The sequence below is a fragment of the Priestia sp. D51 genome, from assembly GCF_053345675.1.
Window position 1 is genome coordinate 78,356 of sequence record NZ_JBLTIR010000002.1, and the last position, 26,896, is coordinate 105,251.

35 protein-coding genes and 1 pseudogene are annotated in these 26,896 nt (G+C 37.9%); 13 read left to right on the top strand and 23 right to left on the bottom strand.

All coding sequences use genetic code 11. From position 1 onward, the window contains the following. The 4 genes from ACNHOZ_RS07035 to ACNHOZ_RS07050 are packed head-to-tail and all read right to left on the bottom strand — an operon-like array spanning window position 1 to window position 4,821. The gene (locus ACNHOZ_RS07035) at window positions 1-834 is read right to left on the bottom strand and encodes an FAD binding domain-containing protein (RefSeq protein WP_048019228.1); all 834 of its coding nucleotides are present in this window, start codon (window positions 832-834) and stop codon (window positions 1-3) included. Further along, window positions 821-3,151, bottom strand: a complete 2,331-nt coding sequence (locus ACNHOZ_RS07040; protein ID WP_196299080.1) for a xanthine dehydrogenase family protein molybdopterin-binding subunit — start codon at window positions 3,149-3,151, stop codon at window positions 821-823. Before ACNHOZ_RS07040 ends, ACNHOZ_RS07035 begins: the two co-directional genes overlap by 14 nt. An 18-nt stretch (window positions 3,152-3,169) precedes the next feature. After that, window positions 3,170-3,814 (bottom strand): NTP transferase domain-containing protein, encoded by a 645-nt coding sequence (locus tag ACNHOZ_RS07045; RefSeq protein WP_048019226.1) that lies wholly within the window; start codon window positions 3,812-3,814, stop codon window positions 3,170-3,172. 2 nt (window positions 3,815-3,816) lie between these two features. Further along, the gene (locus ACNHOZ_RS07050) at window positions 3,817-4,821 is read right to left on the bottom strand and encodes an XdhC family protein (RefSeq protein ID WP_048019225.1); all 1,005 of its coding nucleotides are present in this window, start codon (window positions 4,819-4,821) and stop codon (window positions 3,817-3,819) included. A 184-nt stretch (window positions 4,822-5,005) separates the two neighbouring features. On the opposite strand from ACNHOZ_RS07050, the gene ACNHOZ_RS07055 reads away from it, so the two are divergent. Both ACNHOZ_RS07055 and ACNHOZ_RS07060 read left to right on the top strand, forming a co-directional pair. Beyond that, entirely contained in the window at window positions 5,006-5,236 is a 231-nt protein-coding gene (locus tag ACNHOZ_RS07055) for a hypothetical protein (RefSeq protein WP_033579133.1), read from the top strand. Window positions 5,237-5,248: 12 nt separating this feature from the next. Then, window positions 5,249-5,482: a hypothetical protein gene (locus tag ACNHOZ_RS07060; RefSeq protein WP_013057270.1), complete on the top strand. Its 234-nt coding sequence runs from the start codon at window positions 5,249-5,251 to the stop codon at window positions 5,480-5,482. A 125-nt stretch (window positions 5,483-5,607) separates the two neighbouring features. Here ACNHOZ_RS07060 and ACNHOZ_RS07065 read toward each other — a convergent pair whose 3' ends face one another. After that, the gene (locus ACNHOZ_RS07065; RefSeq protein WP_048019224.1) at window positions 5,608-5,847 is read right to left on the bottom strand and encodes a hypothetical protein; all 240 of its coding nucleotides are present in this window, start codon (window positions 5,845-5,847) and stop codon (window positions 5,608-5,610) included. Window positions 5,848-5,917: 70 nt separating this feature from the next. Here ACNHOZ_RS07065 and ACNHOZ_RS07070 point away from each other — a divergent pair, with 70 nt between their 5' ends. From ACNHOZ_RS07070 to ACNHOZ_RS07090, 5 genes are all read left to right on the top strand, one after another. Beyond that, window positions 5,918-6,391, top strand: a complete 474-nt coding sequence (locus ACNHOZ_RS07070) for an Hsp20/alpha crystallin family protein (RefSeq protein ID WP_047750864.1) — start codon at window positions 5,918-5,920, stop codon at window positions 6,389-6,391. 147 nt (window positions 6,392-6,538) lie between these two features. After that, window positions 6,539-7,435 carry a hypothetical protein gene (locus tag ACNHOZ_RS07075; protein ID WP_048019223.1) on the top strand — a complete coding sequence of 299 codons (897 nt, stop codon included), beginning with the start codon at window positions 6,539-6,541 and terminating at the stop codon, window positions 7,433-7,435. Between the two features lie 92 nt (window positions 7,436-7,527). Further along, entirely contained in the window at window positions 7,528-7,659 is a 132-nt protein-coding gene (locus tag ACNHOZ_RS07080; RefSeq protein WP_013057274.1) for a hypothetical protein, read from the top strand. A 76-nt stretch (window positions 7,660-7,735) separates the two neighbouring features. Next, on the top strand, window positions 7,736-8,290 hold the full coding sequence (locus ACNHOZ_RS07085) for a PadR family transcriptional regulator (RefSeq protein ID WP_034266508.1): 555 nt from the start codon (window positions 7,736-7,738) through the stop codon (window positions 8,288-8,290). Next, a complete protein-coding gene (locus ACNHOZ_RS07090; RefSeq protein WP_447697077.1) occupies window positions 8,287-8,757 on the top strand; it encodes a DUF4188 domain-containing protein in 471 nt (156 codons plus the stop codon). The genes ACNHOZ_RS07085 and ACNHOZ_RS07090 overlap by 4 nt, the downstream gene beginning before the upstream one ends. Here ACNHOZ_RS07090 and ACNHOZ_RS07095 read toward each other — a convergent pair. The 4 genes and pseudogenes from ACNHOZ_RS07095 to ACNHOZ_RS07110 form a co-directional block, all read right to left on the bottom strand. After that, window positions 8,754-8,954 (bottom strand): hypothetical protein, encoded by a 201-nt coding sequence (locus ACNHOZ_RS07095; RefSeq protein WP_048019221.1) that lies wholly within the window; start codon window positions 8,952-8,954, stop codon window positions 8,754-8,756. The genes ACNHOZ_RS07090 and ACNHOZ_RS07095 overlap by 4 nt on opposite strands. A gap of 143 nt (window positions 8,955-9,097) precedes the next feature. After that, complete coding sequence (locus ACNHOZ_RS07100) at window positions 9,098-9,793, bottom strand: SAM-dependent methyltransferase (protein WP_048019220.1); 696 nt, start codon at window positions 9,791-9,793, stop codon at window positions 9,098-9,100. 67 nt (window positions 9,794-9,860) lie between these two features. After that, window positions 9,861-10,200 (bottom strand): annotated as a pseudogene (locus ACNHOZ_RS07105) (DUF3147 family protein). Then, on the bottom strand, window positions 10,193-10,600 hold the full coding sequence (locus ACNHOZ_RS07110; RefSeq protein WP_033579142.1) for a MarR family winged helix-turn-helix transcriptional regulator: 408 nt from the start codon (window positions 10,598-10,600) through the stop codon (window positions 10,193-10,195). The pseudogene ACNHOZ_RS07105 and the gene ACNHOZ_RS07110 overlap by 8 nt, the downstream one beginning before the upstream one ends. A 170-nt stretch (window positions 10,601-10,770) precedes the next feature. On the opposite strand from ACNHOZ_RS07110, the gene pssA reads away from it, so the two are divergent. Further along, a complete protein-coding gene (gene pssA / locus ACNHOZ_RS07115; protein WP_196299084.1) occupies window positions 10,771-11,262 on the top strand; it encodes a CDP-diacylglycerol--serine O-phosphatidyltransferase in 492 nt (163 codons plus the stop codon). A gap of 32 nt (window positions 11,263-11,294) precedes the next feature. Here pssA and ACNHOZ_RS07120 read toward each other — a convergent pair whose 3' ends face one another. Next, window positions 11,295-11,522, bottom strand: coding sequence for a hypothetical protein (locus ACNHOZ_RS07120; RefSeq protein ID WP_048019218.1), 228 nt, complete (start codon window positions 11,520-11,522; stop codon window positions 11,295-11,297). A 218-nt stretch (window positions 11,523-11,740) separates the two neighbouring features. Between ACNHOZ_RS07120 and ACNHOZ_RS07125 the strand changes: the two genes are divergently transcribed. Both ACNHOZ_RS07125 and ACNHOZ_RS07130 read left to right on the top strand, forming a co-directional pair. After that, a complete protein-coding gene (locus tag ACNHOZ_RS07125) occupies window positions 11,741-12,499 on the top strand; it encodes a TrmB family transcriptional regulator (RefSeq protein WP_048019217.1) in 759 nt (252 codons plus the stop codon). 104 nt (window positions 12,500-12,603) lie between these two features. Continuing rightward, window positions 12,604-13,773, top strand: coding sequence for an MFS transporter (locus ACNHOZ_RS07130; protein WP_048019216.1), 1,170 nt, complete (start codon window positions 12,604-12,606; stop codon window positions 13,771-13,773). Between the two features lie 45 nt (window positions 13,774-13,818). Here the strand turns inward: ACNHOZ_RS07130 and ACNHOZ_RS07135 are convergent, their stop codons facing one another. From ACNHOZ_RS07135 to ACNHOZ_RS07165, 7 genes are all read right to left on the bottom strand, one after another. Next, entirely contained in the window at window positions 13,819-14,289 is a 471-nt protein-coding gene (locus tag ACNHOZ_RS07135) for a DUF523 domain-containing protein (RefSeq protein ID WP_048019215.1), read from the bottom strand. An 83-nt stretch (window positions 14,290-14,372) separates the two neighbouring features. Beyond that, window positions 14,373-14,813: an Asp23/Gls24 family envelope stress response protein gene (locus tag ACNHOZ_RS07140; protein WP_048019214.1), complete on the bottom strand. Its 441-nt coding sequence runs from the start codon at window positions 14,811-14,813 to the stop codon at window positions 14,373-14,375. A 27-nt stretch (window positions 14,814-14,840) separates the two neighbouring features. Then, on the bottom strand, window positions 14,841-15,050 hold the full coding sequence (locus ACNHOZ_RS07145; protein WP_048019213.1) for a DUF2273 domain-containing protein: 210 nt from the start codon (window positions 15,048-15,050) through the stop codon (window positions 14,841-14,843). A gap of 15 nt (window positions 15,051-15,065) precedes the next feature. Then, window positions 15,066-15,608: an alkaline shock response membrane anchor protein AmaP gene (gene amaP, locus ACNHOZ_RS07150; protein ID WP_048019212.1), complete on the bottom strand. Its 543-nt coding sequence runs from the start codon at window positions 15,606-15,608 to the stop codon at window positions 15,066-15,068. A gap of 146 nt (window positions 15,609-15,754) precedes the next feature. Next, window positions 15,755-16,585 carry a YihY/virulence factor BrkB family protein gene (locus ACNHOZ_RS07155; protein WP_048019211.1) on the bottom strand — a complete coding sequence of 277 codons (831 nt, stop codon included), beginning with the start codon at window positions 16,583-16,585 and terminating at the stop codon, window positions 15,755-15,757. 281 nt (window positions 16,586-16,866) lie between these two features. Next, complete coding sequence (locus ACNHOZ_RS07160) at window positions 16,867-17,229, bottom strand: YidH family protein (RefSeq protein ID WP_048019210.1); 363 nt, start codon at window positions 17,227-17,229, stop codon at window positions 16,867-16,869. 136 nt (window positions 17,230-17,365) lie between these two features. Beyond that, entirely contained in the window at window positions 17,366-17,806 is a 441-nt protein-coding gene (locus ACNHOZ_RS07165; RefSeq protein ID WP_329959221.1) for an alanine:cation symporter family protein, read from the bottom strand. A 284-nt stretch (window positions 17,807-18,090) separates the two neighbouring features. Between ACNHOZ_RS07165 and ACNHOZ_RS07170 the strand changes: the two genes are divergently transcribed. Then, window positions 18,091-19,290, top strand: coding sequence for a multidrug efflux MFS transporter (locus tag ACNHOZ_RS07170; RefSeq protein ID WP_048019624.1), 1,200 nt, complete (start codon window positions 18,091-18,093; stop codon window positions 19,288-19,290). Between the two features lie 32 nt (window positions 19,291-19,322). Here ACNHOZ_RS07170 and ACNHOZ_RS07175 read toward each other — a convergent pair whose 3' ends face one another. The 4 genes from ACNHOZ_RS07175 to ACNHOZ_RS07190 form a co-directional block, all read right to left on the bottom strand. Then, window positions 19,323-19,622, bottom strand: coding sequence for a TIGR04104 family putative zinc finger protein (locus ACNHOZ_RS07175; protein ID WP_016764349.1), 300 nt, complete (start codon window positions 19,620-19,622; stop codon window positions 19,323-19,325). A gap of 153 nt (window positions 19,623-19,775) precedes the next feature. Then, window positions 19,776-20,948, bottom strand: a complete 1,173-nt coding sequence (locus tag ACNHOZ_RS07180; protein WP_048019208.1) for an MFS transporter — start codon at window positions 20,946-20,948, stop codon at window positions 19,776-19,778. After that, window positions 20,918-21,364 (bottom strand): MerR family transcriptional regulator, encoded by a 447-nt coding sequence (locus ACNHOZ_RS07185; RefSeq protein WP_048019207.1) that lies wholly within the window; start codon window positions 21,362-21,364, stop codon window positions 20,918-20,920. The genes ACNHOZ_RS07180 and ACNHOZ_RS07185 overlap by 31 nt, the downstream gene beginning before the upstream one ends. Window positions 21,365-21,519: 155 nt before the next feature. Then, window positions 21,520-22,182, bottom strand: coding sequence for a hypothetical protein (locus ACNHOZ_RS07190; protein ID WP_048019206.1), 663 nt, complete (start codon window positions 22,180-22,182; stop codon window positions 21,520-21,522). Between the two features lie 248 nt (window positions 22,183-22,430). Between ACNHOZ_RS07190 and ACNHOZ_RS07195 the strand changes: the two genes are divergently transcribed. Further along, window positions 22,431-23,018 carry a beta-class carbonic anhydrase gene (locus ACNHOZ_RS07195; protein WP_013057294.1) on the top strand — a complete coding sequence of 196 codons (588 nt, stop codon included), beginning with the start codon at window positions 22,431-22,433 and terminating at the stop codon, window positions 23,016-23,018. Window positions 23,019-23,034: 16 nt separating this feature from the next. Further along, the gene (locus ACNHOZ_RS07200) at window positions 23,035-24,654 is read left to right on the top strand and encodes a SulP family inorganic anion transporter (protein WP_047750849.1); all 1,620 of its coding nucleotides are present in this window, start codon (window positions 23,035-23,037) and stop codon (window positions 24,652-24,654) included. 42 nt (window positions 24,655-24,696) lie between these two features. Here ACNHOZ_RS07200 and ACNHOZ_RS07205 read toward each other — a convergent pair whose 3' ends face one another. Both ACNHOZ_RS07205 and ACNHOZ_RS07210 read right to left on the bottom strand, forming a co-directional pair. Next, the gene (locus ACNHOZ_RS07205) at window positions 24,697-25,380 is read right to left on the bottom strand and encodes a response regulator transcription factor (RefSeq protein ID WP_033579157.1); all 684 of its coding nucleotides are present in this window, start codon (window positions 25,378-25,380) and stop codon (window positions 24,697-24,699) included. Beyond that, the gene (locus ACNHOZ_RS07210; protein ID WP_033579158.1) at window positions 25,358-26,848 is read right to left on the bottom strand and encodes a sensor histidine kinase; all 1,491 of its coding nucleotides are present in this window, start codon (window positions 26,846-26,848) and stop codon (window positions 25,358-25,360) included. Before ACNHOZ_RS07210 ends, ACNHOZ_RS07205 begins: the two co-directional genes overlap by 23 nt. Window positions 26,849-26,896 lie beyond the last annotated feature (48 nt).

Genomic DNA, 26,896 nt, shown 5'->3' on the forward strand with positions numbered 1-26,896 from the left:
TTACCTTCCCCCCAACTCTGTGAAAATATCAAACAATAAATTTTTAATCACAAATTTGCGATAGCGATCCGACCCTTCTCCATCATTCAAAATCGGAGCGGGTATATACTCAAGAGCAGTTTGAATTCGAGCTTCTAATGGCGTTTCTTTATGATTTAGCACTTCTTCTATTTCTGCTGAGCGAAAAGGAAACGAACATACTCCGCTGAAAGCTACTCGAATGGTTCCTTCTGTTTTTAACGCTGCTATTGTCACTAACGGATATCCTGTATCCCACTGCTGGCGCTCTTTTATACTCATATATGGCAGGGCAGCATACTTCGTTTCAACAAACACCTGAACAAGAAGTTCTCCGTTTTTCAGCTGCAAACGCCGGTTAAAAAGGTCGTGAATCGAATAGATATTTGTTCCAGCAGGACCTGCCACCGCAAGTTGACTATCCGTTAAAAGCAGCGGCAATACCGCTTCTCGATAAAAAATATGCCCACAAATATTTCCTCCTAGCGTTATTTTATTTCGAGCCGTGTGATCAGCCACTTCGCTAGCAGACTTACTTAATAAAGGAAACAAATTTTTCTCTTCCAGTTCAGTTAACGTTACTCCTGCACCAAAAATCATCCAATCTTCATTAGCTTCGGTTTGTTGAAATTCAGGTATATTTTTTATATCAATAACAGCATGGGTAACAAACAAACCCAATCTGCCTAATGTCAGAACTTCGGTGCCGCCAGCATAATACCGCGGCTGTTTGCCTTGATTCTCTAACTCTTGAAACAAGGCAACTGCTTCTGAAACAGTTGCAGGTTTATAGTATTCAAAGTCAAACGAAATCATCTGCATTCCCTTCTTTCATTCTCCAAATCAATTCTGGAATAAGAGGAAGTTGATTTAATTCTGTTTCTGCTGCCACCGTTAAGCTGTTTCCTAAAGAAGCCGGCATACCAAGCAGCCCGTGTTCTCCGACTCCTCTAGCTCCATACGCCGCATCTAATTGAGGCGTATGAACAAAATCTACTAAGTACTCCGGATGCTCTCCGTAGCGAAGAGGACGATATTTCCGAAGCTGAGGATTTAAAATACGGCCATTTGAATCAAACCAAAATGTTTCTCTGCCTGCAAACGATAGTCCCATACTCATCGCACCCATGACTTGCCCTCTTGCCATTTTCTCGTTTAGCACGGTTCCTATATCAATAACAGAAATAGCTTTTACAATACGATATCTATACGTTCTAGGGTTATATTCCACTTCAACTCCTTCAGCTGCTACCGTCCATTCAGGCCCTGGACGCCCAGCTCCCGTTTCTTTATCCAAGTAGGTCATGCCTCTTAAAATATAGTTTCCTCTCCCTATGATTTGCCCTCCAATTGCATTTCCGTTCGGATATTTATAGCCATACACAATTTCTTTAAATTTCAAAGAAGTCTCAGGCTCATCCCGTAAAAAAACTTTTTCATTTTTTATTTCGATATCTTCCTCAGAAGCTCGAAATATACAAGAAGCTATCTTTTTTAATTGATTAATCACATCTTCAGCCGCTTCTAAAACCGCTCTTCCTGCCATAAAAGTGCCTCTGCTAGCCACCGTTTTCCAATGTTCAGGAGTCGTTTGAGTATCTACTTCCATTCGCACATGAATACGTTCCACGGGCATCTGCAATTTTTCAGCCAGTATTTGTGCTAGCACGGTTTTCGTCCCCGTGCCTAATTCAATAACGCCAGACATTAAATTCACGCTTCCATCCGGATTGAATGTGAGAATAACACCGGAACCTGCGTTTGTTTCAATTGTAGAGGTTTTCCAGACGCAGCTAATCCCTTTGGCAGTAATAAGGCCGTTTTCATGCACCGTTCTCTGTCCTTCCTCCCATTTGATCAGCTGCTTCAAGCGACGAATACATTCCGGTAAGTTACCGACGCTGCTAGACGTTAAACGTACTTGCGTAGGCGTAGTATCGCCCGGCAAAATAGCATTTTTTTCTCTAAACTCCAAAGGATCTATACCTGCTTTTTTAGCAAGGATGTCCATCGTACGCTCAAACGCAAACAATAGTTCTGAGTGGCTGAATCCTCGGAAAGGAGAAGCGTAAGGGTGATTTGTATATACACATAATGAATCACAAACAATATGTTCAAGACGATAAGGTCCCGTACAGTCAGCTGCTGCAGCTTTACTCAGGTCCGTTCCTTTATCTGCATAAGCACCGCTGTCAAACAAATAAAGAATGTCAGCAGCCTGCAAGAGTCCCTCTTTAGAACAACCTAGCTTGATTTTGGCATCTAGACCTATGTGAGCAGGCGAAGTGAGCATATCTTCTTCTCTTGTATTTAATATTTTAACCAGTCTTCCACCAACAGCTTTTGAAGCTATATAGGCAAGCAACTCCAGCTGGACAGCTGCTTTTCCTCCGTAGCCTCCTCCTACTAGCGGTGTTTCAACGATCACTTTTCCCGCTTCAATTTCAAAGTACTCACTGATTAATTTTTTCACCATAAAAGGAGCTTGAGAAGAAGTGATAATTTTAACTAATCCATTCGGAAGAATTTCAGCAGCGGCACTTCTTGTTTCCATTGCCGCGTGATCTGAAGGAGATAGAGAAAACGTTTCTTCAACTATTAACTCACTTTTTTGCCAACCTTCTTCCGTATTGCCTTTTCGTATTTTGACTCTGTTTGCTACGTTGGTGCCGGGCTCTGGATACACCGTTTCATCATGCTTGTAGATGTGCATATGTTCATGCACTAAAGGAGAATCCGGCTCAATAGCGGCGCTAGGAGAATGAACGACAGGTAACGGCTCATATTGAATATGAACAGCACTCGCCGCACGCTCAGCGAGTGCAGGATTTTCTGCTACTACAAGGACTACCGCTTCTCCGTGATACCGCACTTTTTCAAACGCAAGCGGTCGCCGGTCACGAACTCCTTCCCCGGTTAACGGCAAATGCTCACCGGTCACAACCGCGTGAACACCGGGAGTAGCAATCGCTGCTTGAACGTCTATTGCTTGAATCCTTGCATGAGCGTAAGGGCTGACCACTATTTTGGCATGCAGGGAACCTTTAAAACTGTAATCATTTGTGTACCTAGCCGTACCCGTTACTTTTTCTAACGCATCTTTTCGAATCACGCTTTTCCCAATAACATCCACTCTTTTCACCTCCATCAATCAAACCCGTCTACATTTCTCTTTATATATCTTTTTAATGAGTTCATACGCTTGTTTTGTATCAACATCCATAAAAAAGGAAGCGTCGGTACATTCATAAAACATTCCATTTCCAGGTCCGTTTTGCCTTATAATTTTTCTTGCTCCTTGATCTCCTTGCAGCTTATCCAAGCTTGAAAACATTTGTTTTGAAAATAAAACCGGTGCTCTGGCAATTCCTTGATAAAAAGAAGAAATATACGGAGCGGAAAAATGGTTCTCAAACAGAGAAACAAATGTATCTATCAGCACGATACTTATAAGAGGCTGATCTGCCAGCAGCACAATAATAGCATCAGCGCTTAATTCTTTTGCTTTTTTTAATCCGCATTTTAAAGACGCAGACTGACCTTTTAAGGCGCTACTACAAGAAGTATGACTCCACTTCTGCTGATATGCTTCTGAAAAAAGAATAGGGTCAATCCACTCAAGAGAATCTCCTTTCTTTGTGACTACTATCGTATGATTTACTTTTGAACAAACCGCTGTTCGTAAAGCTTTACTCCCTAAACATCCATTCCCTAAAGGCAGCAGCAGCTTATTGCTGCCCATCCTTTTACTAGCTCCCGCGGCAAGATAAACAGCAACAATATTTAACCCGGACATTTTCACCCCTTTTTCTCATCATACATTCGGAGGATCTCAATTAATTCAGCTACAATACTAACCGCAATTTCCTGCGGTCCTACCGCTCCTATAGAAAGTCCCACGGGCGAATGAATATGGGAAGGAATATCGGTATTCAATAATCGAAGCGTTCGCTTTTTAGACCCTAAAACTCCTATATACTTCACAGGACTTGATTTTAATAGCGAGAGAATTTCTTGATCGCGATAAAAATTATGCGTCATAATCACAACAAAATCATCGCTCTGAACGGACAAGTTTTTCTCTACTTCCTCCGGGAATCCAATCTGTATTTCCTCTGCTAGCGGAAAATGTTCCTTATTACATAAAGCAGGTCTCCAGTCGCATAAAGTAACAAAAAACCCCGTATTGGCAGCAAGTGATACTAAATATTTTGCATCGGCACCTGCTCCCCACATAATTAGACGAGGCTTCGGTTTATATAGATGAGCATATGTGAGCAGAGAGCAATTCGAAAGTTGAATACCGCTCTTTCTCCCATTCCAATCATCTGTTGCAAAAGATGATTCGTCGCTATTTGCACCAAATGTTTGGCCCGTCTTTTCTACATAAAAAGAGGTTGTTTGAATAAAGTCTTTTTCTAATTTTTTAATATGCAAAACAGGATTTCGGTTATCTAAATGACGTTTTACCCGCAGAAGATCTTGCTTCATCTTCGCAGTTACAGGTTCTAGGAGAATATAGAGAATTCCATTGCAACCTGCTCCTTGTCCCCACCCCGCATCACCTTCTTCTTTTAAATTGTACGTAACGGTTAATACGTGCTCAGTATCGAACAACTCTTTTACGCGCTCAGCAAGATCTGCTTCTACACAACCAGCGCTTAACATCCCAATGTTCTCCCCGTTTTCTTGAAACAGCATGGACGTTCCTTCTTTTAAATAAGAGGATCCTTCTACATGAATAATCGTTGCCAACACGCTTTTTACTGTTGATTTTTCTACAGTATGTAAAATGTCGTGCATTTTTATTATTTCCTCCTTTTACTACTGATTTTTTAAAATCTTTTCACGTTTTGTGGAGAACTAAAATACGCTACAGTAGGCTACTTCTGCTCTCGGAATGAATCCATGTATTATTCATATTTTCAACGAAGCTACAATAAGCTTTTAAAGACTTAGAAGAACTGTCGTTTGAAAGGAGAATAGTATGCTATTTGACTCAACAAAAATCAACCTAGGAAAATTGAACGTTCGCAGTGCTGATCAAGCAAGCAGTATTTCTATTGGAAATACGTCAAAAGTTACAAGGTATGTAACAGCAAAGAAAAATCAGGCCTTCGGACAGCAGCTCGCTGATCAATGTTTTTCAGCAGGATCTGCTTACAAAACTGTAGATAATGATTATGTAGATGCATTTGCAACAAAAAATGATAAATAAGGAGGAAACCATATGATTTTTTCGCCTATGGTCATTAACTTACAAGCCTTCAAAGTGAACGTTCTGGATAATTCATCTGTTTTAAGCATAGGACCTAATCAGCAGCTTGACGTGTTCGTATCTTACAAACGTAATCAAGGTCTAGGAGAATCAAACGGAGATTTTTCTCCAAACGTAACTCCGTTCTCATGGATTATAGATTCAGATGTAAACGATTCAAACTCAGTTAAAAACAGTGTAATTTAAGCTTCTACACCGCCTCTAACGAACATGACTAGCAGCATACCTTCATCTATTTGTCTATCAGTATTCAATCTGAAGCCTAATAAATATAACCTGCATCTGAACTGGCTATATTTATTAGGCTCTTTCTATAAAATGGGGACTTTTTGAAAAGATGATGGGCTGTCAATTTGATCTCGATCATCAACACAGCTTCTCGTTCCTATAAAGCCGCTATCATCACCGAAATTTTGCCCAAACCCCTGTGTTTTTTTATCTGAATTATTCCAGTCTGCTAGTAAATTCTGTCCGATATTTACTGCAGACGCATTTTCAAAGGAATTTATCTTTAGCATTAAAATATTAATGTTTATAGATGCACCTGACATTTAAACCACCCCCTTTTCAAACTATATTCAAATTCCATCTTTTTATGATGTGTGGTAAGGAGGAAACCATATGGACTTTGATAAACTTATGCAATGGATGGAATTTGCTAAAAAATATCAAACAAACGACTTTTGGAACGGTGTTTTTGATCAAACTGCTTTTAACGAATTTATGAAAGAAAATATGGATATGACTGCCCAGGATTCGCATCAGGCTCCTCAACCTCCTAGAAGTAATTTTCCACCTATCGACATTTATGTTACTCCTCACGAGATCATTGTTATCGCTGACCTGCCTGGTTATCTAAAAGAAAACTTGCACGTTTCTGTTTCAGGCAGCCGGCTTCTATTAAAAGGCTCGCCCCACCCTCTCATTACAGGGCAGCCTGTTGTACAAGAACGACCTTCTGGAGATTTCAACCGAATTATCGAATTGCCTGAGCCTACAGATGCGCATCATCTGCGTGCAAAATTTGAAAATGGACTGCTTATTCTTTCTTATCACAGGCAGTTTTTTCAAGAAGAGCGTATTCATATTGAATAAGGTTTAGTAGTTTTACGAATGAAATGTAATGCTGCACATAAGCATTTATAAATGCAAAAAATTTAATATTAACTCCCAAACTGAATAAATATGTATTTATCTAACTGTGATTACAGAGGAAATAAGCCCAAGATGAGGAGAAGCGAAATGTCTATGAAAGGATTTTTCAACCCCAAACAGACTAACCAACATCTTCAAACTGAGCTAGCGGACTTCAAACATCAAATCAAGCGTATTAACACGCTTGAAGTTCACATGAACCGTTTTTTAAAACTCGAACCGCAAATGGGTTCTCTCATAATGTTCAAAAAAAAGCTGGAGGCTCAGCCAGTGCTTTCCAACGATTCTTCATCTTCACAAAGAGATGCTCACAAAAACACTGAACAATCATATACAAAAGACATGCAAGAGACTGCTAGGCAGCTTCATTTTTTAAAAGAAAAAGTAGCGCAATTGGAACAAATCATCTCCACGCAAAACCCTCGCGATAAAAAGAAAGAAGCTGTGCCTTATCCGGATATAGCTAGCTTAGTAGAACAATCTGTAGAGAAACAAATGGCTCCTTATCTCGAAAAAATGACCGAACTAGATAACAGAGTTTCAGCATTAGAGCGAAGCATGTCGCTTTTAACTGAAGTACAGGTGGACATGCTAAAACGAACGTCTTCTCTTCAAGAAGAAGTAAGATTGATTCATCAAAAAGCGGCACTTTTAGAAAATGCTCCTCCGCCTATTCATATTGATAAATTTTTTCTTGATAAATACGAACAAAACAACAATATTGGCCAAGTGGGCATTAAGGAGCTCGGAGGTGCTTTAAACATCGGAGCTACATACGGAAGCGGAGCTATACCAAAGGATTTTACGGACCAAATCCAAAAAGATATGGAAGAGTTAAAAAACGCTAAATCAGATATTTCTTCTGGTAAACCGAAGCCTGCACAAGAGGATAAAGAGAATTCTTCTTCCGCTTTCGAAAAAGAAGAAGCGTATACAGAAGTTCCTATTTTTGATGAAGATGATCCAAAGGAAGAGTCAGTCTAAAAAAGTTATAAAATTATATTTAGTTATGACTAGAATTTTTGCAAGCTATTCTTTACACTATAGGTAATAACTTCAAAAAAGGAGATATGCTGATGCCAAAGCTTTTATGGAGAATAGGTGCTGTCATGTTGCTAATGTGTGGAGGCTTTATCTTTTTATTTATTGCTGCTTCGCAAATGATGGTTCAGCAATACAAACCTTTTTTTAGACGCGAGAGTGCATAACTCTCGCGTTTTTTTATTGAATAATATCCTGTTTATGGTAATATATATATCAAAAAGATATAGGTGAGGAAAGTAAATGAAGGAAAATCAAACGACATATGCGATTTTAGGACTGCTTACCACTGAATGCAGAACTGGTTATGAAATTAAGCGGTTAATGGATCGAAGTTTAAATCATTTTTGGAAAATTAGCTATGGTCAAATTTATCCCACTTTACAAAAGCTTGTGAATGAAGAACTAGCGACGGTAAATTCCGTTGCTCAAACTGATAAGCCGGATAAAAAAGTGTACGCAATAACAACTAAAGGAAAAGAAGTTCTGCAAGATTGGCTGCGTGAACCTATTAAGCAGCTCCCCTCAGAACGAAATGAACTTTTGTTAAAACTATTTTTTAGTAGTCACCAAGAAAAGCAGCTCACAATTTCGCAGTTAAAAAACGCTCAGCAGAAACTAACTGAACGCTATCACATGTATTGCGGAATCGAAGACAGCATTTCTAAAAGCCCTTCTCCTGACAGAACGTATTGGCTTATTACCCTAGACTACGGTAAACGAACAACTCGTGCTTCGATGGAATGGTGCAAAGATACGATTAATAAATTATATGATGAGGAGGCGCAGAATTTATGATTCATTCCAATCGTGTAATGGCTAAGCCCGGTCAGGATCTGATCGTCTTTGTTATAGGAATGCGTATTAATAAATGGACAGCCGTACACAAATGGCTCCCTGTATTTAAAGCAATGCCTCCTATGATTCGAGAGTTGTATGCAAACAAAAATCTTGGCTTTTTATCTTTGCAAGGATCTTTTAATTTAAGAACCATTACGCTGATTAAATATTGGGAGTCAGTTGATCAATTGACCTCCTATGCCAAAGGTCCTCAGCACTTAAAAGCTTGGAATTCTTTTTATAAACAGGCTTCAAAAACGAATGCAGTTGGCATTTATCATGAAACTTACGTCATTCCTGCAGGAAATTACGAATCAGTATATGTGAATATGCCTTCGTTCGGCTTAGCTAAAGCTCTTGGATCTGAAACCATAACGAAGCATACTCAAACTGCTAAAAAACGTTTGAATGTTAAAAGAGGTTAAGACATGACGAAATGAATCCAATCTAAAAACGAACAAATGGGATGCATGAGCTGAGCCGCTTGTGACGCCGCAGTTGATTTCCATGCAAGGCTTCGCTTTCCGCGGGCGGCCGGTGATCCTCCTCGTCGATTCCGCTCCTGCGGGGTCTCACCTGTTCCGCTTTTCCCGCAGGAGTCTTCGCCTTGCCCTCCAATCAACTGCTAAAAGGAATGACACAGATGAAACATACGTTCACCCTAACAAAAGAAAAAAACACGAACCCTTGATTAACATGTTTGATCAAGGGTTCGTTTTTCACTTGAGCTAAAATACTTTTTCCTCAGCCTCTTCATTACATTTGTTATACATATATTTTCAGCATTTGATTGGCACCTTTTTGAAATTCATACGGGACATCTGCTATTTCTGTTCCATTTACTAGAGGCGCAATCTCTTCTAAAAGCTGCGGCAAATAGGTAGAAATCTTGCCGCTCAGGTCCGTTAAAGGAAACAAGCGCACTTCCTCTTTTGTAACGCGTATCAGTTCTTTTAAAGCCTCTAAATGAAACGGATAATCTAACCGGTCGCTGTACATAAATAAAAAGTTTGCACAAAGCGTTAAATCAAATTCGTTCTTTTGAAACGGCAAATTAGGAAGCGCTCCGTACTGATAGGCTTCGGGGCTCTTTTTCATATGAGCAATACAATCTTTTAATGCTCTTTTTCGATGTTCAGTTAAATTATCAATAGATGAAAAATATTTCCACACATATTGCTCCTGTACGTGCTGCATTTTATTCATCGTATGAATTAAATCCAGGCTTCCCTTCTTTTCAAGCTCTTCTGCCGTAAATTTATAGGCAATATCACAGCTAGTAGCCGCCGCACCTTGCTGCAAGGCATGAGCAGTAAAAGAACAGGCTCCGCTAGCACAATCTAACACTTTTTTTCCTTTTAAACGCTTGTCATTCAAATTAAACATAGCTCTATACTCTTCAAACGTTCTGCCGATAAAAACAACTCGGTCAATTCCTAACTTTTTCTCTGCTAAACTCAACTCTACTCAGCTCCTATCTTTTACTTAGACCTTTATTTTACAGAAAATTGGATTAAATTCCAATAGTTTATGTAGTAATTAGGTTAATCACCATCTTTTGAAGCACTAAAAACAAGGCCCAACACATAACTCCTATGGATAAACTCACAAACAAATGAAGAGAGTTTTTTACACAAATATAGACGACAGCAAGTAATAAAATAGTGCCTGGGAGTCCATAAAGAACGCCAAGCGTAAACTGACTGACCACTTCTTTTTTCTCCTCGCACTGACAACCATATAATACTTAGTAAGCTCACAATTGGAAGAGCAGCCACGATTCCACCGTATGCCGGAAATCTTTTGGCCATTTCTGTTACCCCTGCAATAATAAGAGCCGACATTAAAATTTTGATGATACTATACATGTTCTGCACGCTCGCTCAATAACTGAAAAGCCTGTTGAATTAGCTGTTTTTCAGATGCTGTCATTTCGCGTAAAATAGCTGATACTTTTTCTTCATCCAAGCTTGAATTCCGTTTTAAGATGTCTTTTCCTGCTTCTGTTAAATGCAGAATTACTTTTCTTTCATCCTGTATATCTCTATTTTTATACACATATCCTTTCTTGATGCTTCTCTTTACATGTTCAGATGCCGTATTATGTGAAATAGTTAAATAATCTGCGATTTCTCTTATTCCAACCGAAGATGATTTGTCGATATGCTGCAAAAGACGTATGGTTTGGTGCGTAATTTTCTCTTGATGCGTATAGTGCAAATGATAATAAATAGACGTCCAATAGCTGTTTAACTCCTCTACTTTCATGATCCTGCTCCTTTATATCGTATTTTTAGTTATTATCGTATTATACGATATATATTACAGAAACGACAGCCAGTTTTCAATACTCCTTTCTTTTTATCTTGCATCTCACATAATAATACGATTTAACAGTTACACTAATTGTACACACTGTGAAAGGCGGTTGTATGACATTGATTCTTCGACTGTTAAAATGGGTTCCGAATCTCTTTACGATTGGAAATTTGCTAAGCGGCGTATTTTCCATAGCCTTTAATATGAACAGCTACGAACGCTTAGCTGCTCTTTTTATTTTTCTAGCCGCTTTTTTCGATTTATTTGACGGCAAAATTGCGAGAAAGCTAAAAGTTAACAGTGAGTTTGGTGTAGAGCTAGATTCTTTGGCTGATATTATAAGCTTTGGCGTAGCGCCTGCAATGCTATTTCATACTCTTTCTCCCCACTCTTGGCTAACCGTACTCGCTTTTATGATTTATCCAAGCATGGGTGCATTAAGGTTAGCTAAATTTAGCGCAAATCCAACCGTAGGTTATTTTATAGGACTGCCTATTCCTTTTCCAGCTCTAATTATCGCACTGCTCGGCATGTTTTATTATGTGAATCCTTATCTTATGATTATTTTAGCCATTTTGATGGTGAGTCCTATCCGGATCATGAAAATTTAGATGCCATAAAAGACAGACAAAATGCCTGTCTTTTATAGCGCTGTCCATTCCTCACACAGCATTTTATGCTTAAATCTCAGCTCATGTTCTCTTTTTTCAAGCTGAGCTTGTAAAGACAGCCACTCCTTATTATCAGGTGCTGAGCATAATTTTTCTTCAAGAGACAGTAAGGAATCCAGTACGTCTTCAAGCTGAGCAGCAACTTCTCTTTGCTGTTTCATGTTCATTTTTTTCAACAGTAGTTTTTCATTTTTCTTCATTTTTTTCACCTCTTTCTTTTCTTTACCCGATGATGAGTGTTTTAGTATGAAAAGCACGTGATTAAAAATAGTTTTATCGTAGTAAAGACCCTTTAATAGCCTATTTTTTATCTTTGTTGATTATTTAGAACATAGTTTAATAAGATATAGTTACAATTAGTAATACTTTTACAAACCGTGATATACTAAAAAAAAGAAAGGATGATGAATAGAGAATTATGCTGCAAAAATTTGGTTTTTCTCAGTATGAAAGTCAAGTATATGAAGCGCTGCTTGCGAATGAAGGTCCGCTGGATGCTAGTTCGATTGTTACGTATTCGCATGTTCCAAAAGCAAAGATTTATGAAGTACTTAATCGTTTAATTGATAAAGGCATTGTAGTAAATACATTGTCCGGGAAAAAGAAACTTTATTCAGCGGTAGCCCTTCAAACCGTCATTCAAAAACTTACTGCTGATTTTGAAAATGACATTAATGAATTAAAAACATATAAAATTAAAAGAACGTTTACAGATGATCATGTTTGGAGTTTAAAAGATAAATCCTCTATTTCTGCTCACATTGAACAATTGATTCACGAAGCGGAATCTTCTATTATTTTATCGGCTTGGAATGATGAGTTGGAACATTACCGCTCATTGCTAGAAGAAAAAGAGAAACAAGGCGTAAACGTCGAGGTCTTAACCATAGGAAACTTGCAGACTGCCCTCAAACATTTACATACATTAAATCCAATAGATGATCATAAAAACCTTGAGCCGTCGCAGTTGATTATTGTTGACGATGCCTACCTTTTATTTGCCGGCATTGAACATGAGACATGGAAAGCAATAAAAACCATGTCGCAGCCGCTTGTAAAAGTTTTTGCTGATTTCTTTTATCATGATGTCGCACTTACCCATATTACAAAGAAATATCAAGAGCAGCTTCTTCAGGATTCTGAGATCATGGAGCTGCTTACTCGACTGCGATATTAAAAAGGTTACTAATTCATTAGTAACCTTTTTAATATTACCTATTGAAATCCACTCTAAAAAAGGTTACTATTCTAGTTGTAACTTTTTAAAGAGGGGGTTTTTTGATGAATAAAAAAGTTTACATACTTGCGATTGCTTCTTTTGTTGTTGGAACGGTCGAATTAATTCTAGGAGGCATCTTGGACTTAATTGCCGATGCATTTCATGTATCACTAGCAAAAGCAGGTTATTTAATCTCTATTTATTCGTTTGTTTATGCTTTGTCTGCGCCGATTTTACTAAATGTGACGGCTAAGATAGAGCGGAAAAAAGTTTATATGTGGACATTATTTATTTTCTTATTGAGCAATGTATTTTCAGCCTACAGTTCAGGTTATTATATGCTATTAATCGGGCGTATCCTCGCTGCTGCGAGCGGCTCTTTTATTATTGTCCTATCTACCACAATGGCCTCTAGAATGGTAAAGCCTGAATATCAAGGCAGAGCAATTGGCGTTGTGTTTATGGGAATCAGCGGCTCACTTGTTTTGGGTATTCCTCTTGGTATTTTGATTGGAAATGCGCTTGGCTGGCGTCAAGTATTTGTTATGATTGCAATCTTAACTGCTATTATTATGATTACCGTTTGGTTTACAATGGAACGTCTAGCTCCCGCTCCAATTGTACCTTTAAAGACTCAGATAAAAGCTTTACGCAATAAAAAAATGCTTGCTATTCACCTAGCAACATTGTTTGTACTGGCGGGCCATTTAACGCTTTATGCGTACTTCACGCCATTTTTACAAGAAACGCTAGGATTAAATACAACGATGGTGACCATTATTTATGGTATTTTCGGTCTTGCTGCAGTGGCAGGAGGAGGACTTGGAGGAGCTGTTTCTGATAGATGGAACCCTTCTTCGTCTGTTATCACCATGATTGCTCTCTTTTTTGTTAGCATGATTGCTATGCCGTTTGGCGTTCATTTGCCATTCGTTGTGTTCTTGCTTCTTATGATTATTTGGAGTGCGCTCAGCTGGGCGGTCTCACCGGCTCAAAGCAATTTAATTATTCATAGTGCACGCGACACGTCGGACATTTTAATCAGCACCAATGCAGCGATTTCACACGTAGGAATTGCGATCGGCTCCTATGTCGGAGGAATTGTCGTTAATCAATACTCTGTTATTTATAACGGCTGGGTCGGGTCTATTTTTGTATTGCTTGGTCTTTGCTTCTCTCTTTATGCGGTAACACGAACAGAAAGCACAGCAGATACGCTTCACAGTAAATAAGCTTTTAGAAAAAAAGCGTACACACATAGTGTACGCTTTTTTTGATTATGATTGGTCTCCATGCATTTCAGCTGCAAATTGAGATTCGGATATAACGATAAAACCATGCTTTCTTAACAACGCAGTCGTTACCCCTTCACCGGCTATTTTAACACCTAGAAATGCTCCGTTATATATATGTTCACTTCCGCATGAAGGGCTGTTTTCTTTTAGTACAATAACAGTAGCTTTTATTTCTTTTGCGATGCTCAGTGCCTTATAGGCCCCGTCTATATATATATCTGTCACGTCTTTTCCCGATTGTTCAATAACTCGCGCATGTCCGTTTATTACGTCTATTCCCGTTCCTTTTATAATTTCTGCCGGTTCTCTGGGCGTGTGAAATCCACCTAATAGCTCTGGACACATCATCACCGCTTCTTTATTTTCAACGAGCGCTTCCATTTCCTTAACTAAGGCACTGCTTCCATTATATCTGCAAGCTTGACCTGCTAAGCAGGAACTAACTAAAATCACAGAATTCTCCCTCCCATAAAAAAACACTTCTCATTCATCATACAGAGAATATATGACGAATGGAAGTGTTTACCTTTTATATTCTATTCGAGATCGCGCTTTGCCTCCTGCTCTTTGTCTCGATCCGTTTTCGCTTCAAATTCAGAGCGAGTCATTACGTCCTCTACGTGCATATTTACTTCTACTACTTCTAAGCCCGTCATATCGTGAACTGATTTTTTCACGTTATGAACAGTTTCAGAGAAAATGGCTGGAACGTTTTTTCCGTATTCAACAATTACTTTTAGATCAAGGGCAACTTGCTTTTCTCCAACTTCAGCGTTAATCCCTTTTGTGATATCTTCCGTGCTGCGGAAGCGATCTGTTAACCCGCTCATAAATCCGCCGCTCATAGATAAAATCCCTTTAATTTCATTAGCTGCCATTCCAGCAATCTTTTTAATAACTTGATCTTCAAATGTTAATGTATTTTGATTTGTATTTTCCTGAGATTTTACTGCTGTATTTGTTTCATTAACTGCCATAACTAACATCTCCCTTAAAGTGATTTTCTATCTTCCTTTAGTAAAAAATCCTACCCAATTATTTAGGTCTAAATGACCATCTCGCCACTTCCCAATTACATAACCAATTCCCATAAAAGCTACAATTAGCAGCGTGGGGCCAAAACCAATTGTTAATAGTAAAATTGCCAACACTAAACCTGCCAAAATACCAAGTACTCGGCCACGGTATGGAATCAATTTATCTGGAGTACCCATTATGTCCCTCCTTCATCACACAACACGCTCTTTCTTTCGCGTTTGTGTGTCTGTTAAATCGATGCGGACGGAGTGAACGGGAAGCTCAAGTAAAGCCTCTACGGCACGTTTTGTTTCAAGCTGCATCTCTTTTCCTAGTGTTGGTAGTCCATCTCGTCCAAACAGCGAACAGTTAATATATAGACTAACTCTTTCTTTACGAGAATGAATAGATGCTTGGACTTCAGGAGAGCGTATTCCCTGAAAGCTTCTAATTGCTCGCAAAGCTGTAGATTCAATCGTGGCTTTAGAAATGGTTATTTTGCCTTCGCCTGTCACAATTGCTAAATTCTTTTTAGGCGGCCTGCTAAATATGCCTGTTAAAAGAAAAATAATAAAAATAACAGCTAAAAATGCGCTTATTGACAATATTGTGTAGTAAAACCACTCCTGATGCTGCCACTTTTCTACCCAGTTTGAAAGGTGAGGAACCCTATAAACCATCAGTGCTAACATACCGGAACAAATCAGTCCTGCAATTCCAATAACTGCGATTAAAAACCGATTAAAATTATTCAATTTTCCACCTCATCTCAACGTGAACTCCTGCTGTTTTTTAGTTATGTGTATAGAAAAAGCAACGAGATATTCAATAGTTACCCGCGATATTTTTTTAATAAACCTTTTAACTGTAAAACTGAATATAAAAAAACGACTAGGTTTCCCTAGTCGTTTTCCACGTCTCTATACGTTGTCTCGTGAGCTTTGATGAACTTATTACCGTTTATTAAACCGCCAATTAATAAAATAGCGGCCGTTAAATAAAACCAGACCATTAAAATAATAATACTTCCAAGCTGACCATAGATTTGCGAGTAGCTTCCAAACTGGACATAGTATCCAAATCCGGTAGATACGACTTGCCATCCTAGCGTGGAGAAAACAGCTCCTGGAAGTACATCTTTCCACGTTACTCTTGCGCTTGGCATCAGTTTGTAAAAAAGAATAAAAAAACCTAATAAAAATAATGTCCCAATTCCCCATCTAATTGTCGTCCAGCTTTGAAACCATATGTCAGGAACATGGACTTTTGTTAGGACCAAATGTCGAATGACCTCTTCAATAATTGGTACAAATAATGAAATAGCTACTACAACCATAAAACCAAAAGTTAAAATTAAATCATTGATTAAACCGCGCAAAAACGTTTGTTTTCTTTGAATATGATACGCGTCATTTAACGAACGAACCAAAGATTGTATAGCCATAGATGCGAGCCAAAAAGTCGCCAATAAACTAAAAGATAAAACTTTTTTCCCGCTATTGTTAACTGTTTCAATTGACCGTTCAATTACGTCGTAGGCGCTTTTAGGTGTAAATGGTTCAATAAATATCAGCAGATTGTTTGTATCAATTGGAAAAAAACTCAGCAGAGAAAAAAGAAAGATAATAAACGGTACAAAAGATAACAAAAAATAGTAGGCTGTTTGAGCAGCCTGATCAAAGAAACGCTCCGTAAAAAAACGAGCGGCAACGGTCTTAGATGTTTGAATCATACAGCGTTCTCCTTTACTTTCGCTTCACTCTACAGTGAAATTCATATTCAATTTTTTATGTTCAACATGGATTGGATAAGTTTCGGCTTATAAAGCTTTCCTTTTCCATTATCCGCGGTTAACAAAGAATTTAACCTGTAAAATTATACAGCCGGTTCATAAAGAAGATATTATTATAATTACATCTGCCATTACCACCATATCAATAGATCTTCTTTTTCTTTCATAAAACCGTAAATTCTTTGGGGGTGTATTCCCTTTTTTCTTACACCTTAAACTTTTTACGCTATGTTAAAAAAGTAAAACATAAGAGCCCCGATCAGCATCAGCATAATCATTGAAACGAAAATAACTAAAACGTGAGAAGATTGATACGTTTGGCTGTTAATTTTTTTACGTGTTGAAAAATAATGATAGGTTGAGAAAAGAAGCAAACCTGCACTTGCAGCTAAAGAAAAGATGATAACAGCAATAATAAGAGTATCGGCTGCTTCATTTAATTTTTTTCCGGAATTAAAATGCAGGCCGCCTGCAACAAAACCAATGCCAAGTGTAGCAATAGACGTTCGAATCCACGCTAAATACGTTCGTTCATTTGCTAAATGCTGCTGAATATAAATAGATTCATTTTCTTTTTTAGTCATGCACATACCACCGTCCTTTTATATGTCTTCTATTATAAATAAATGCTCAAACGAAAATAAATTGAGGACGCTTCATGCCACATTATACCCGAAAAAAACGAATCATTACCATTTTCAAGCGGTCGAAAGAGCTTCTTCACAAACTAAAAAAAGCCAACCCCAGTTGGCTTTTTTTAGTTTGTGAAACATTTTCTTTATCTTGATCATGCTGATATTCCTCGTCCCAATAATCAGCGTTTTGAATTCCTAATTTCCCAGGAGAAAAGACAGGATCTATGCCTTGTTTTCTCTGCTCGCGATAATCTTTTAAGGTTATTGAAGCAGGCTTAGCTAAAATCAAAATTGCAATTAAATTGAACCAACCCATTATTCCAACTCCGATGTCTGCTAATGCCCATGCAGTTTCAACTGTTCGGATAGACCCGTACAAAGTAGTAGCTAAAAGAGCTGCCTTAAGGATCATGGATACTATTTTATTTTGTTTGCCTTTCATTACGTAAGCTAAGTTCGTTTCCGCAATATAATACTGTGTGGATATAACGTATATTTTAGACAGATTATCTGACGCTTTTTTCAGTGAAGCATAAGTTCTTTACATATCCGCTACTGTTACAGCATAAGGTAATGAGTGAACTAAGGGTCACTTTATGTTCTAAGCGGAGTGTAACCGCAGCACATCTTTCTGTTTTTATTTCATGTTAATAGTTCACTAAGTGAATCATTTTATTTTTAAATATTTCTGATATGTGGTATAATTTAAGCTGATAAAAAGATGCTGCATGTATGCTAAAAGAGCAGGCCATATGGTTTCGCTCTTTTGTTGTTTTTACGCTATGCGGCACAATGAAAGAAGGAAATAGAATGGAATTATGGAAACGAAACTTGTACATTTGCTGGTTCGGTTCTTTTTGCACCACAGCCGGGATGAGTTTAGTTATTCCGTTTTTACCGCTTTATATTGAAAAGCTGGGGGTTCACGATACAAGCTCCATCAGCAGATGGGCTGGTATTGCATTTGGAGCTACCTTTTTAATGGCTGCTATTGTTTCTCCTTTATGGGGAAGTTTGGCCGACAAATACGGCCGAAAGCTGATGCTCCTTCGCGCAAGCTTGGGTATGGCAATTGTTATGACTTCTATTGGTTTTGTACAAAATGTCTATCAGCTTGTCGGACTGCGCTTTTTAATGGGGGCCGTTTCCGGCTTCATCTCTGCAGCCATTACGTTAGTAGCGACTCAAACGCCTAAAGAGCACAGCGGTAAAGCATTAGGGACGTTGTCTACAGGGGCTGTATCAGGATCTTTATTAGGACCGCTAGTAGGCGGCTACTTAGGAGATACAATTGGATTGCGTCACGTCTTTTTCGTGACAGGTGCATTTATGTTTTTGTCTTTTTTAATTGTAAATTTAATTCAAGAAGACAAAAAAGAGACGACGAAAACCACGAAAGAATCTAACATTGGGTTACTTTCTCTTAAGAATTCAAAGGCCGTGATTGGTGTATTTGTTACAACTTTTTTACTGCAGCTTGCGGTTATGGCTATTCAGCCAATCGTTACACTGTATGTAAAACAACTGTCTACTCATACCGATCACCTTGCCCTTATTTCAGGTTTTGTCGTGGCGGCAACAGGAATATCAAATATTTTAGCTGCATCCAGACTTGGCAAAGTCAGCGATCGCGTGGGTCCTCAAAATGTGCTTCAAATATGCCTGCTCATCGTAGCGGTTATTTGCGGCTTGCAGGCCTTTGTGCATAGTACTTGGCAGCTATTTTTACTACGTTTTTTACTCGGTTTTGCAATGGGAGGATTGTTACCTTCTATTAATTCTTATTTGAAGAAAATTGTGCCGGACTCGATTACAGGTAAAATGTTTGGTTATAATCAAACAGCACAATACTTCGGGAATTTAGCTGGCCCAGTTATTGGCGGACAAATTGCCGGAGCTAAAGGAATTCCTTACGTATTTTTAACAACGAGTGTTCTTCTACTGTTGAATGCTGGGTGGGTGTATTATCAGCGCCATCACAGACAACAGCTAGACGGTAAAGCCGCATAAAAAACCTTCCGTGTTAACGGAAGGTTTTTTTATTACCACAAGGGTTCTTCTTCGCTGCTTACTTCATAAGAAAGTGGCATCATAACAACCGCTGCTATGAAGAAAATAAGCTCCGCGACAACAATGGATGGAAAGGAAAAGTCAAATAGTGAGAGAATAAGCCAAATAATAAGGGGTGCAAATGAGTAGATTGATAATCGCTTTTGGGATTTTGCAGAGATATACTGTTGTTTGTCACAGTGTGGGCATTCTAAAACGTTTCTAAATGTTAACAGTTGTTTAAAGGTTGTCCTCCAGTTCCATTTATGATTACAATTTTGACAGGTGGCCATGGGCATCACGCTCCTAAAAAGAATTTATGTACATATAAAGTATACGTACAAGTTGGTAAAGAGTTTCATTTTTATGATTAAAAACGTTTTTACTATTATAACATAAAACAAAATAAAAGGCTTTTTACAGGAAAAAGCCTTTTATGTCAACGTTTATTTAGAAACAGCTTCATTCGTTTGAGAAGTTGTTTTTACTTTTATAACCATAGTAACAAAAGCGAGCAATCCAAGAATCGCTGCTACAAGAAAAGGAGCTTGAGGCGCTACGGCATTGCCGATAACTCCTGATAATAAAGGAGCAAACGCTGCGCCTAACCATCTTAAGAAATTATATCCTCCAGATGTAATTCCTCGTTCATAAGGAGATACTTCCATTACATGACTCGTAAATAAGGCATTATTAAGTCCTGATACAAGACCTGCTGCCATAATTAAAACAATGCGCAACCATGTTGCATCAAAGGCAAATAAACAAATTAAAATAAGTGAAAAAACAATTAAGCTAACATGTAACACTTGTTTTGGCTGATATCTTTTTTCTAACTGATGTGCTAAAACCGCTGAGCCATAAGCTAAACATAATCCCCACCCAAAGAAAACAAAGCCAATTTGAAGAGCTCCGATCGATAGAATAAGCGGCGTATAAGCTAACACTGTAAAAAATCCGTAGTAATAAAGCATGCCTGATACAGCGCCTTGAGTAAATGGTTTTAATTTATAAAGTTTAACCATGTCTTTAAAACCTGCTGCTTTACGAGGTTTAGTGCTTGTAGGCTGTTTAACAATCGTTAATACTAAAATAAAGGCGATAAAAATTAAAGCACTTGTACCGAAAAACGGCAATCTCCAAGAAGCATTTCCTAACACGCCTCCTACAAGCGGCCCTCCGGCCATTCCCAAACCAATTGCAGCTTCATATAATCCTACTGCTTTTTTCACTTCACCTGATAATGCAATAAGCAGCGTCATAGCTGTTGCAAAGAAAAACGAATTACCAAGTCCCCAACCTGCTCGGAAAATGGAAAGCTGAGGAATGTTGTTAGAAAACCCGCATAGGGCTGCAAAAATCGTCACAATGATAAGTCCTGTTACCATTAAGCGCTTGTCTCCTACACGTGACGCTAGGATGCCTGCTGGAATCATCATAATAGCCATCATTAACAAATAGGAAGTAAATAACATTTCTACTTGCCAATGAGAAGCTCCAATTTGCTTAGCAATTTCCGGTAAAATCGGATCTACTACTCCAATTCCCATAAATGCTAAAAAAGTAGCTACTACCGTAATAATTTGACCTAATCGGTTAGTTGAATGCTGTCCTTCCACTCTTTCATCTCTCCTTTTGTTTTTGTTTTTTCATGTATTTCCATAGCAGATTCTCGCATTTCTTTTAATTCTGTTTTAAATGCCTGCATTTTTACGACTTTAAAATCAATCATCTTGATTTGATTTTCTAGCAAATCTTCTATTTGCGTGATCTCTTTCACTGACAACCCTTGCCGCTCACTTCTTTCTTCAATCATTCTTTTAAGCGACATAAACTGCTGCAGCTCCTGTAGAGAAAAACCGAGAACTTCTTTTGCTTCCGCTACTTTTCTTAGTTCTTTTACCTCTTCTTCGGAATAAATTCGTGCATTTCCTTTTGTGCGCTGCGGGGGTAAAATGAGTCCAATCTCTTCATAATACCGAAGAGCTCGCTTGGTCAAACCGGTCATTTTCGTCACGTCATCGATTAAATACATATGTTTCACCTCACCTCTCATTAACATTAACGTTAACGTTAATCATTCATATACTCATTATAGATTAACGTTAACGTTAATGTCAACAATATTAAGGTATTTTATGTAAATCTTAAAAATATGTGCACGAAAAAACCTATTGAAAAATCAATAGGTTACATCAATATGTCATATAGCTGCTGTGCTGTTTCTCCTGTTACTTTACCGTACACTCCTCTTTTTTTAGAAGTAAGTTCCGCACTATCGGAGGTGAATCGTACATTGTATACAGCGCCCTCATAAGTAAGCTGTACATCTGGGTCAAGAGCGACGCTGTAATCAGCTTTTTTCCATTGAATTTGTTTCATAATTGATTCTACAGTTAAAGCATCTTCTGAACTTAACGTTTTATCTCCTGCTTTTATAGGCTTGCCCTCCCTGTTTTTATTAAATTTTAGTTCCGAATGAGAAGATGAAAATTCAAGCTGGTTTTTATCATGCGCTACGAAATCTTGGGGTAGTTCTACATAGCGGACAACTTCTCCTTCGTGTACAAACACAAGCATTTGATCAGTAGCAGATATTTTTTTCATCACTTCCTCACTAACCGGTGCGTTTACAAGTTTTTCTACGTCGGCTTTCTTGCTTTTGTTTGTGAATAAATATCCTTTTTCCCATTTAAAATCACTTAACTTCGATACATCCACTGAGCTTACACCTTTTTTTTCAAATGATTGCTGAATATTCTCTCCCATTTCTTTGTCGTTGGTGACTTGGGCATTAGAACTGCACCCTACTAAACAACAGAAAATAATGCCTATTACTATAAGAACCTTCACTTTTGCCTTCCTCCTCTCTACCATTCTTTTATAAAATCCCAACTTTGTACCATTTTAACATATAATTCCTATTTTTTGCGAAAACAAACAAAGAATACGCTTACATAATTTCACGCATATAATTTCTGTTTATTTATAAGTTTTTTCTGAATATTTTAAGAAAATTTTAATATTTTATTTAGTTCGTTTTTAAACTTTATCTTTAGACTAAAAAATAAGTTAAAAATAAATAACGCAGGAGGAAAACAATGACTTGTCTATCTGAAGTTTTAAAGTTTAATGAAAAATTTGTAACCAATAATCAATTTGAGGCTTTTCAAACATCCAAATTTCCTAACAAAAAAATAGTCATTTTAACTTGTATGGATACACGTTTGTTAGAATTACTTCCTAAAGCTATGGGGCTAAAAAATGGAGATGCAAAAATAGTAAAAAATGCCGGAGCTGTTATCTCCCATCCCTTTGGTAGCGTCATGAGAAGTATCTTAGTTGCCGTCTACGCTTTGCAAGCTGATGAAGTATGTGTCATCGGTCATCATGAATGTGGAATGACGGGCATGAAAGCTGAAGCTATTTTAGCCTCTGCTGAACAAAGAGGGATTAGCACGGAACAGATTCGTAATCTAAAATATGCTGGTATTGATTTAGAATCATGGCTGACTGGGTTTGAATGTGTAGAGGATAGTGTCGAAAACAGTGTGGATATGATTCGAAATCACCCTTTATTACCAAAAGACGTGCTTGTTTCTGGAATGGTTATTCATCCTTCAACAGGAAAACTTGACGTCGTTGTAAACGGCTATTCCCAAGACCGAGCTGAAACCGTAAGCTCATGAAGGAGGGTTTTATCGAATGCTAAAAGATAACCGATTTCAAGGCTATTCAGCAGGGCATTTACAAAAAGACATTATCGCCGGTTTGGTTGTTGGGGTCGTTGCTATTCCTTTAGCAATGGCCTTTGCCATCGCTTCTGGTGTAAGACCTGAATACGGAATTTATACAACCATTATCGCAGGGATTATGGTTTCAATATTAGGCGGATCGAAATTTCAAATTGCAGGCCCAACAGGTGCATTTGTTCCGGTGCTGCTTGGAGTTGTCATGCAATATGGTTATGAGAACCTCATTATTGCCGGCTTTATGGCTGGAATTATGATTACGCTTCTCGGAATATTTAAACTAGGGAAACTTATAAAGTTTATTCCGCGCCCTGTGACGATTGGATTTACAGCAGGAATTGCGATTATTATTTTCTCAGGTCAGATCGCTAACTTTTTAGGCCTAAAGGGAATTGCAAAACATGAGGAATTTCATTTAAATATGATTGAAATCCTACGAAAAATTGCAACGATTAACATTTACAGCGTCATCATAGCCGCTATTTGTTTAGCTATCGTGATTATAACGCCAAAGTTTTTACCTAAAATTCCCGGTGCCCTTCTAGGTCTTCTTGTCTCCACACTTGTAGCCATTACACTGTTCCCAGGAAAAGTTGCAACGATTGGCTCTACTTACGGTGCCATTCCGAGTAAACTACCATCTTTTAGCTTCCCAGATTTAACATGGGATAACATCGTGATGCTATTTCCTGCTGCCTGCGTAATTGCGATGCTTGGAGGTATTGAATCTTTACTATCAGCTGTTGTTGCTGATAATATGGCCAAAACCAAGCATAATAGCAATAAAGAGCTTGTGGGTCAAGGAATTGCTAATATCGCTACCTCGCTATTTGGCGGAATTCCTGCAACTGGTGCCATTGCCAGAACAGCTACTAATATCAAAAACGGCGCAGCTTCTCCGTTATCAGGAGTTATACACGGCTTAGTTGTTTTATTGGTCCTTGTGATGCTGGCTCCTTATGCATCAAACATTCCGCTGGCAAGTATGGCACCTATTTTAATGTTTGTGGCCTGGAATATGAGTGAACGTAAAGAATTTGCACATATTTTAAAAACCAAGTCAGCTGATTCATTTGTACTTGTAGCTACGTTTTTATTAACAGTTTCAATCGATTTAACAACAGGTGTAGGCGTAGGTCTACTTTTAGCTATTGTTATGTTCGTGAAACGAATGAGCGGATCACTGAAGATTTCAAAGGTTTTAGCGGAAACATCTGAAAACGCTCACAAATCTGAGCTGATGGAATATACCATGCAAGGATCTCTTTTCTTTGGATCAGCTGAAGTATTAGAAGATTCCTTTGATAACATCGCTGAAGCGAAACCGAAAGTTTTATTGCTTCGAATGAGCCAAGTCTCCTTTATTGATACATCTGGAGAAGCTTTACTATCGAAGGTGGTCGAACGTTTGAAAGATTCGCATAGCCAAGTCGTTATTTCTGGCTTACAGCACCAGCCGAAAGAAATGTTAAAGTCAACCGGTCTATATGATAAAATCGGTGAAAAAAATATATTTTCTTCCGAACCTCCCGTGAGTAAGATTAAAGCTCGTCATAGAATCGTTACTACGTAATAAAAAAGAGATCCGAACGATTAATCGTTCGGATCTCTTTTTTTAAATATTAAACCGGTACCCTGCTCCCCAAACCGTTTCTAGGTACTGAGGATCTGCTGGGTTTTCTTCTAGCTTTTCTCTTAGTTTTCGAATGTGAACTGTTACGGTTGAAATGTCTCCTGAAGAATCAAATCCCCAAATTTTTTCAAATAGATGTTCTTTACTTAATACTTGATTTGGATGAGAAACGATAAACTTCAGCAAATCGAATTCCTTCGCTGTAAAAAACACTTCTTTGTCATTCACAAATACTCTTCTAGCGAGCGTGTCAATCGCTAAACCATGAATGCGAATCATACGCTTTTCCTGCTTATCAGAGAGTCTTTCATATCTCGCTAAATGCGCTTTGACTCTTGCGACCAGCTCCCCAGGGCTGAATGGCTTGGTAATATAGTCATCTGCACCTAGCCCGAGCCCTCTAATTTTATCAATTTCTTCTTTTTTAGCTGAAACTAAAATGATTGGAATATCTTTTGCAGCTCGAATTTGCTTGCACACTTCAAATCCGCTCACTTTAGGGAGCATAATATCCAAAATAATCAAATCAAAATGTTCATTTAACGCTTTTTCTAATCCCTTATCCCCGCTATATTGAACGTCTATTTCAAAATCGTTAATCTCTAAATAATCTCTTTGCAATTCAGCAATACTTACTTCATCTTCAATTAACAATATCTTCTTCATGTGTATCACCATTTTCATTCATTTTTTGCAAAGAAAAGAAAATACTTGTTCCTTCGCCAAGCTTACTTAGTGCCCAGATGTCTCCCCCGTGGCGTTCAACAATTTGTTTTGCGATGGCCAGTCCAAGTCCACTTCCTCCAGTATTGCTATTGCGGGACTGTTCTGCTCGATAAAACCGGTCAAAAATATGCGCTAATGCTTCCGGTGAAATCCCAGAGCCGTTGTCTTTTACTTCAATAATGAGTTCACTTTCGGTAGCAGAAAGAACGATATCGATTCTTCTTTTTTCTTTATCCATAAATTTGATGCTGTTGGTTGTTAAATTTATTAAAACTCTTCGCAGCTGCTCAGCATCTGCCTTTGCATACAGTGTCGTTAGAGAATCATTAGAAAATAAAACATCAATATCATGTTCGCTCATTTCAAACTGAAGCTCTTGCACATAACTTTCCATAAAGGCAGAAATATTAAGTTTTTTAAACACAAATGGAATTTCGTGCAAATCCAATTTAGAAAATAAAAACAGCTCATCGATTAACGCATTCATGTCTTTTGCTTTCGTTGAAATCGTTAACAAATATTTAGAAAGCTTATCTGGCGTATTAGCTACGCCATCTTGAATTCCTTCTACATATCCTACAATGGAAGTAATGGGAGTTCGTAAATCGTGTGAAATACTTGAAAGCAGCTGCTTTCGATTATCTTCATATTGAATTTGCAGTTCAACAGAAGATTTTAGTTTTTGCCTCATTTCTTCAAAAGCTTGCGTTAATTCGCCTATTTCATCCTTTGAATTAGCAGAGATCTCAAAGTGAAGATCACCTTGTTTTATTTTTTCGGCCGCTTCTTTTAATTCACGAATGGGTTTAATAATGCTTCTTGAAACAAGATAGTTTAAAAATCCAATAATCACAATCACTAAAATTAATAGTAGAAAGATTAAAAAAGGGAAAATCCGATTAATAATGCCTACATAAGGGCTGATTTTTCGCAAAACGTAAATGCTTCCTTTTTCTTGATTTGAGAAAGGAAAATCAAGGTTGATATATGTAAAATACTGCTTGCCTATGCGCAGCATGTCCTGCTGATATGAATGATTTCCTTTACTTTTTTGATGCTTTGGCAAGTATTTACGAAGGTTTTCTCCTTTAATGGATTCTGAAGCATATACAACCTCTGTGTTTTTTTGAATCACAATATCAATATTTTCAAATTCATATTTTTTAACTGTCTCCGGCCGCAGCAGCTGTTCTGGTTTTTTTTCACTCAATAACTTTAAATCTAAGAATGCATTTTCTTCTTCTGGCGTTAACAATTTATACTCATAGGAGTGGCTGTACAGTTTTCTTACAAAATCGGCGTCTCCAGTAATGGAGAAAAAAATAAGAAAGCCCGATAAAAAAAGCAAAATAATAAAAACAAACACAATACTGATATACGTTAAAACAAAACGCAGCTGAATTGACATGACTTACCCTATGCCCCTTTGGCTTTAACAAAACTATTTGATAGACTA

Bases quoted from the DNA above. Each gene is read 5' to 3' on its own strand.
- ACNHOZ_RS07035 (WP_048019228.1), bottom strand. From the start codon at position 834: ATGATTTCGTTTGACTTTGAATACTATAAACCTGCAACTGTTTCAGAA.
- ACNHOZ_RS07045 (WP_048019226.1), bottom strand. From the start codon at position 3,814: ATGTCCGGGTTAAATATTGTTGCTGTTTATCTTGCCGCGGGAGCTAGT.
- ACNHOZ_RS07050 (WP_048019225.1), bottom strand. From the start codon at position 4,821: ATGCACGACATTTTACATACTGTAGAAAAATCAACAGTAAAAAGCGTG.
- ACNHOZ_RS07055 (WP_033579133.1), top strand. From the start codon at position 5,006: ATGCTATTTGACTCAACAAAAATCAACCTAGGAAAATTGAACGTTCGC.
- ACNHOZ_RS07060 (WP_013057270.1), top strand. From the start codon at position 5,249: ATGATTTTTTCGCCTATGGTCATTAACTTACAAGCCTTCAAAGTGAAC.
- ACNHOZ_RS07065 (WP_048019224.1), bottom strand. From the start codon at position 5,847: ATGTCAGGTGCATCTATAAACATTAATATTTTAATGCTAAAGATAAAT.
- ACNHOZ_RS07070 (WP_047750864.1), top strand. From the start codon at position 5,918: ATGGACTTTGATAAACTTATGCAATGGATGGAATTTGCTAAAAAATAT.
- ACNHOZ_RS07075 (WP_048019223.1), top strand. From the start codon at position 6,539: ATGTCTATGAAAGGATTTTTCAACCCCAAACAGACTAACCAACATCTT.
- ACNHOZ_RS07080 (WP_013057274.1), top strand. From the start codon at position 7,528: ATGCCAAAGCTTTTATGGAGAATAGGTGCTGTCATGTTGCTAATGTGT.
- ACNHOZ_RS07085 (WP_034266508.1), top strand. From the start codon at position 7,736: ATGAAGGAAAATCAAACGACATATGCGATTTTAGGACTGCTTACCACT.
- ACNHOZ_RS07090 (WP_447697077.1), top strand. From the start codon at position 8,287: ATGATTCATTCCAATCGTGTAATGGCTAAGCCCGGTCAGGATCTGATC.
- ACNHOZ_RS07110 (WP_033579142.1), bottom strand. From the start codon at position 10,600: ATGAAAGTAGAGGAGTTAAACAGCTATTGGACGTCTATTTATTATCAT.
- ACNHOZ_RS07120 (WP_048019218.1), bottom strand. From the start codon at position 11,522: ATGAAGAAAAATGAAAAACTACTGTTGAAAAAAATGAACATGAAACAG.
- ACNHOZ_RS07125 (WP_048019217.1), top strand. From the start codon at position 11,741: ATGCTGCAAAAATTTGGTTTTTCTCAGTATGAAAGTCAAGTATATGAA.
- ACNHOZ_RS07130 (WP_048019216.1), top strand. From the start codon at position 12,604: ATGAATAAAAAAGTTTACATACTTGCGATTGCTTCTTTTGTTGTTGGA.
- ACNHOZ_RS07140 (WP_048019214.1), bottom strand. From the start codon at position 14,813: ATGGCAGTTAATGAAACAAATACAGCAGTAAAATCTCAGGAAAATACA.
- ACNHOZ_RS07145 (WP_048019213.1), bottom strand. From the start codon at position 15,050: ATGGGTACTCCAGATAAATTGATTCCATACCGTGGCCGAGTACTTGGT.
- ACNHOZ_RS07155 (WP_048019211.1), bottom strand. From the start codon at position 16,585: ATGATTCAAACATCTAAGACCGTTGCCGCTCGTTTTTTTACGGAGCGT.
- ACNHOZ_RS07160 (WP_048019210.1), bottom strand. From the start codon at position 17,229: ATGACTAAAAAAGAAAATGAATCTATTTATATTCAGCAGCATTTAGCA.
- ACNHOZ_RS07170 (WP_048019624.1), top strand. From the start codon at position 18,091: ATGGAATTATGGAAACGAAACTTGTACATTTGCTGGTTCGGTTCTTTT.
- ACNHOZ_RS07175 (WP_016764349.1), bottom strand. From the start codon at position 19,622: ATGGCCACCTGTCAAAATTGTAATCATAAATGGAACTGGAGGACAACC.
- ACNHOZ_RS07185 (WP_048019207.1), bottom strand. From the start codon at position 21,364: ATGTATTTAATCGATGACGTGACGAAAATGACCGGTTTGACCAAGCGA.
- ACNHOZ_RS07195 (WP_013057294.1), top strand. From the start codon at position 22,431: ATGACTTGTCTATCTGAAGTTTTAAAGTTTAATGAAAAATTTGTAACC.
- ACNHOZ_RS07200 (WP_047750849.1), top strand. From the start codon at position 23,035: ATGCTAAAAGATAACCGATTTCAAGGCTATTCAGCAGGGCATTTACAA.
- ACNHOZ_RS07205 (WP_033579157.1), bottom strand. From the start codon at position 25,380: ATGAAGAAGATATTGTTAATTGAAGATGAAGTAAGTATTGCTGAATTG.
- ACNHOZ_RS07210 (WP_033579158.1), bottom strand. From the start codon at position 26,848: ATGTCAATTCAGCTGCGTTTTGTTTTAACGTATATCAGTATTGTGTTT.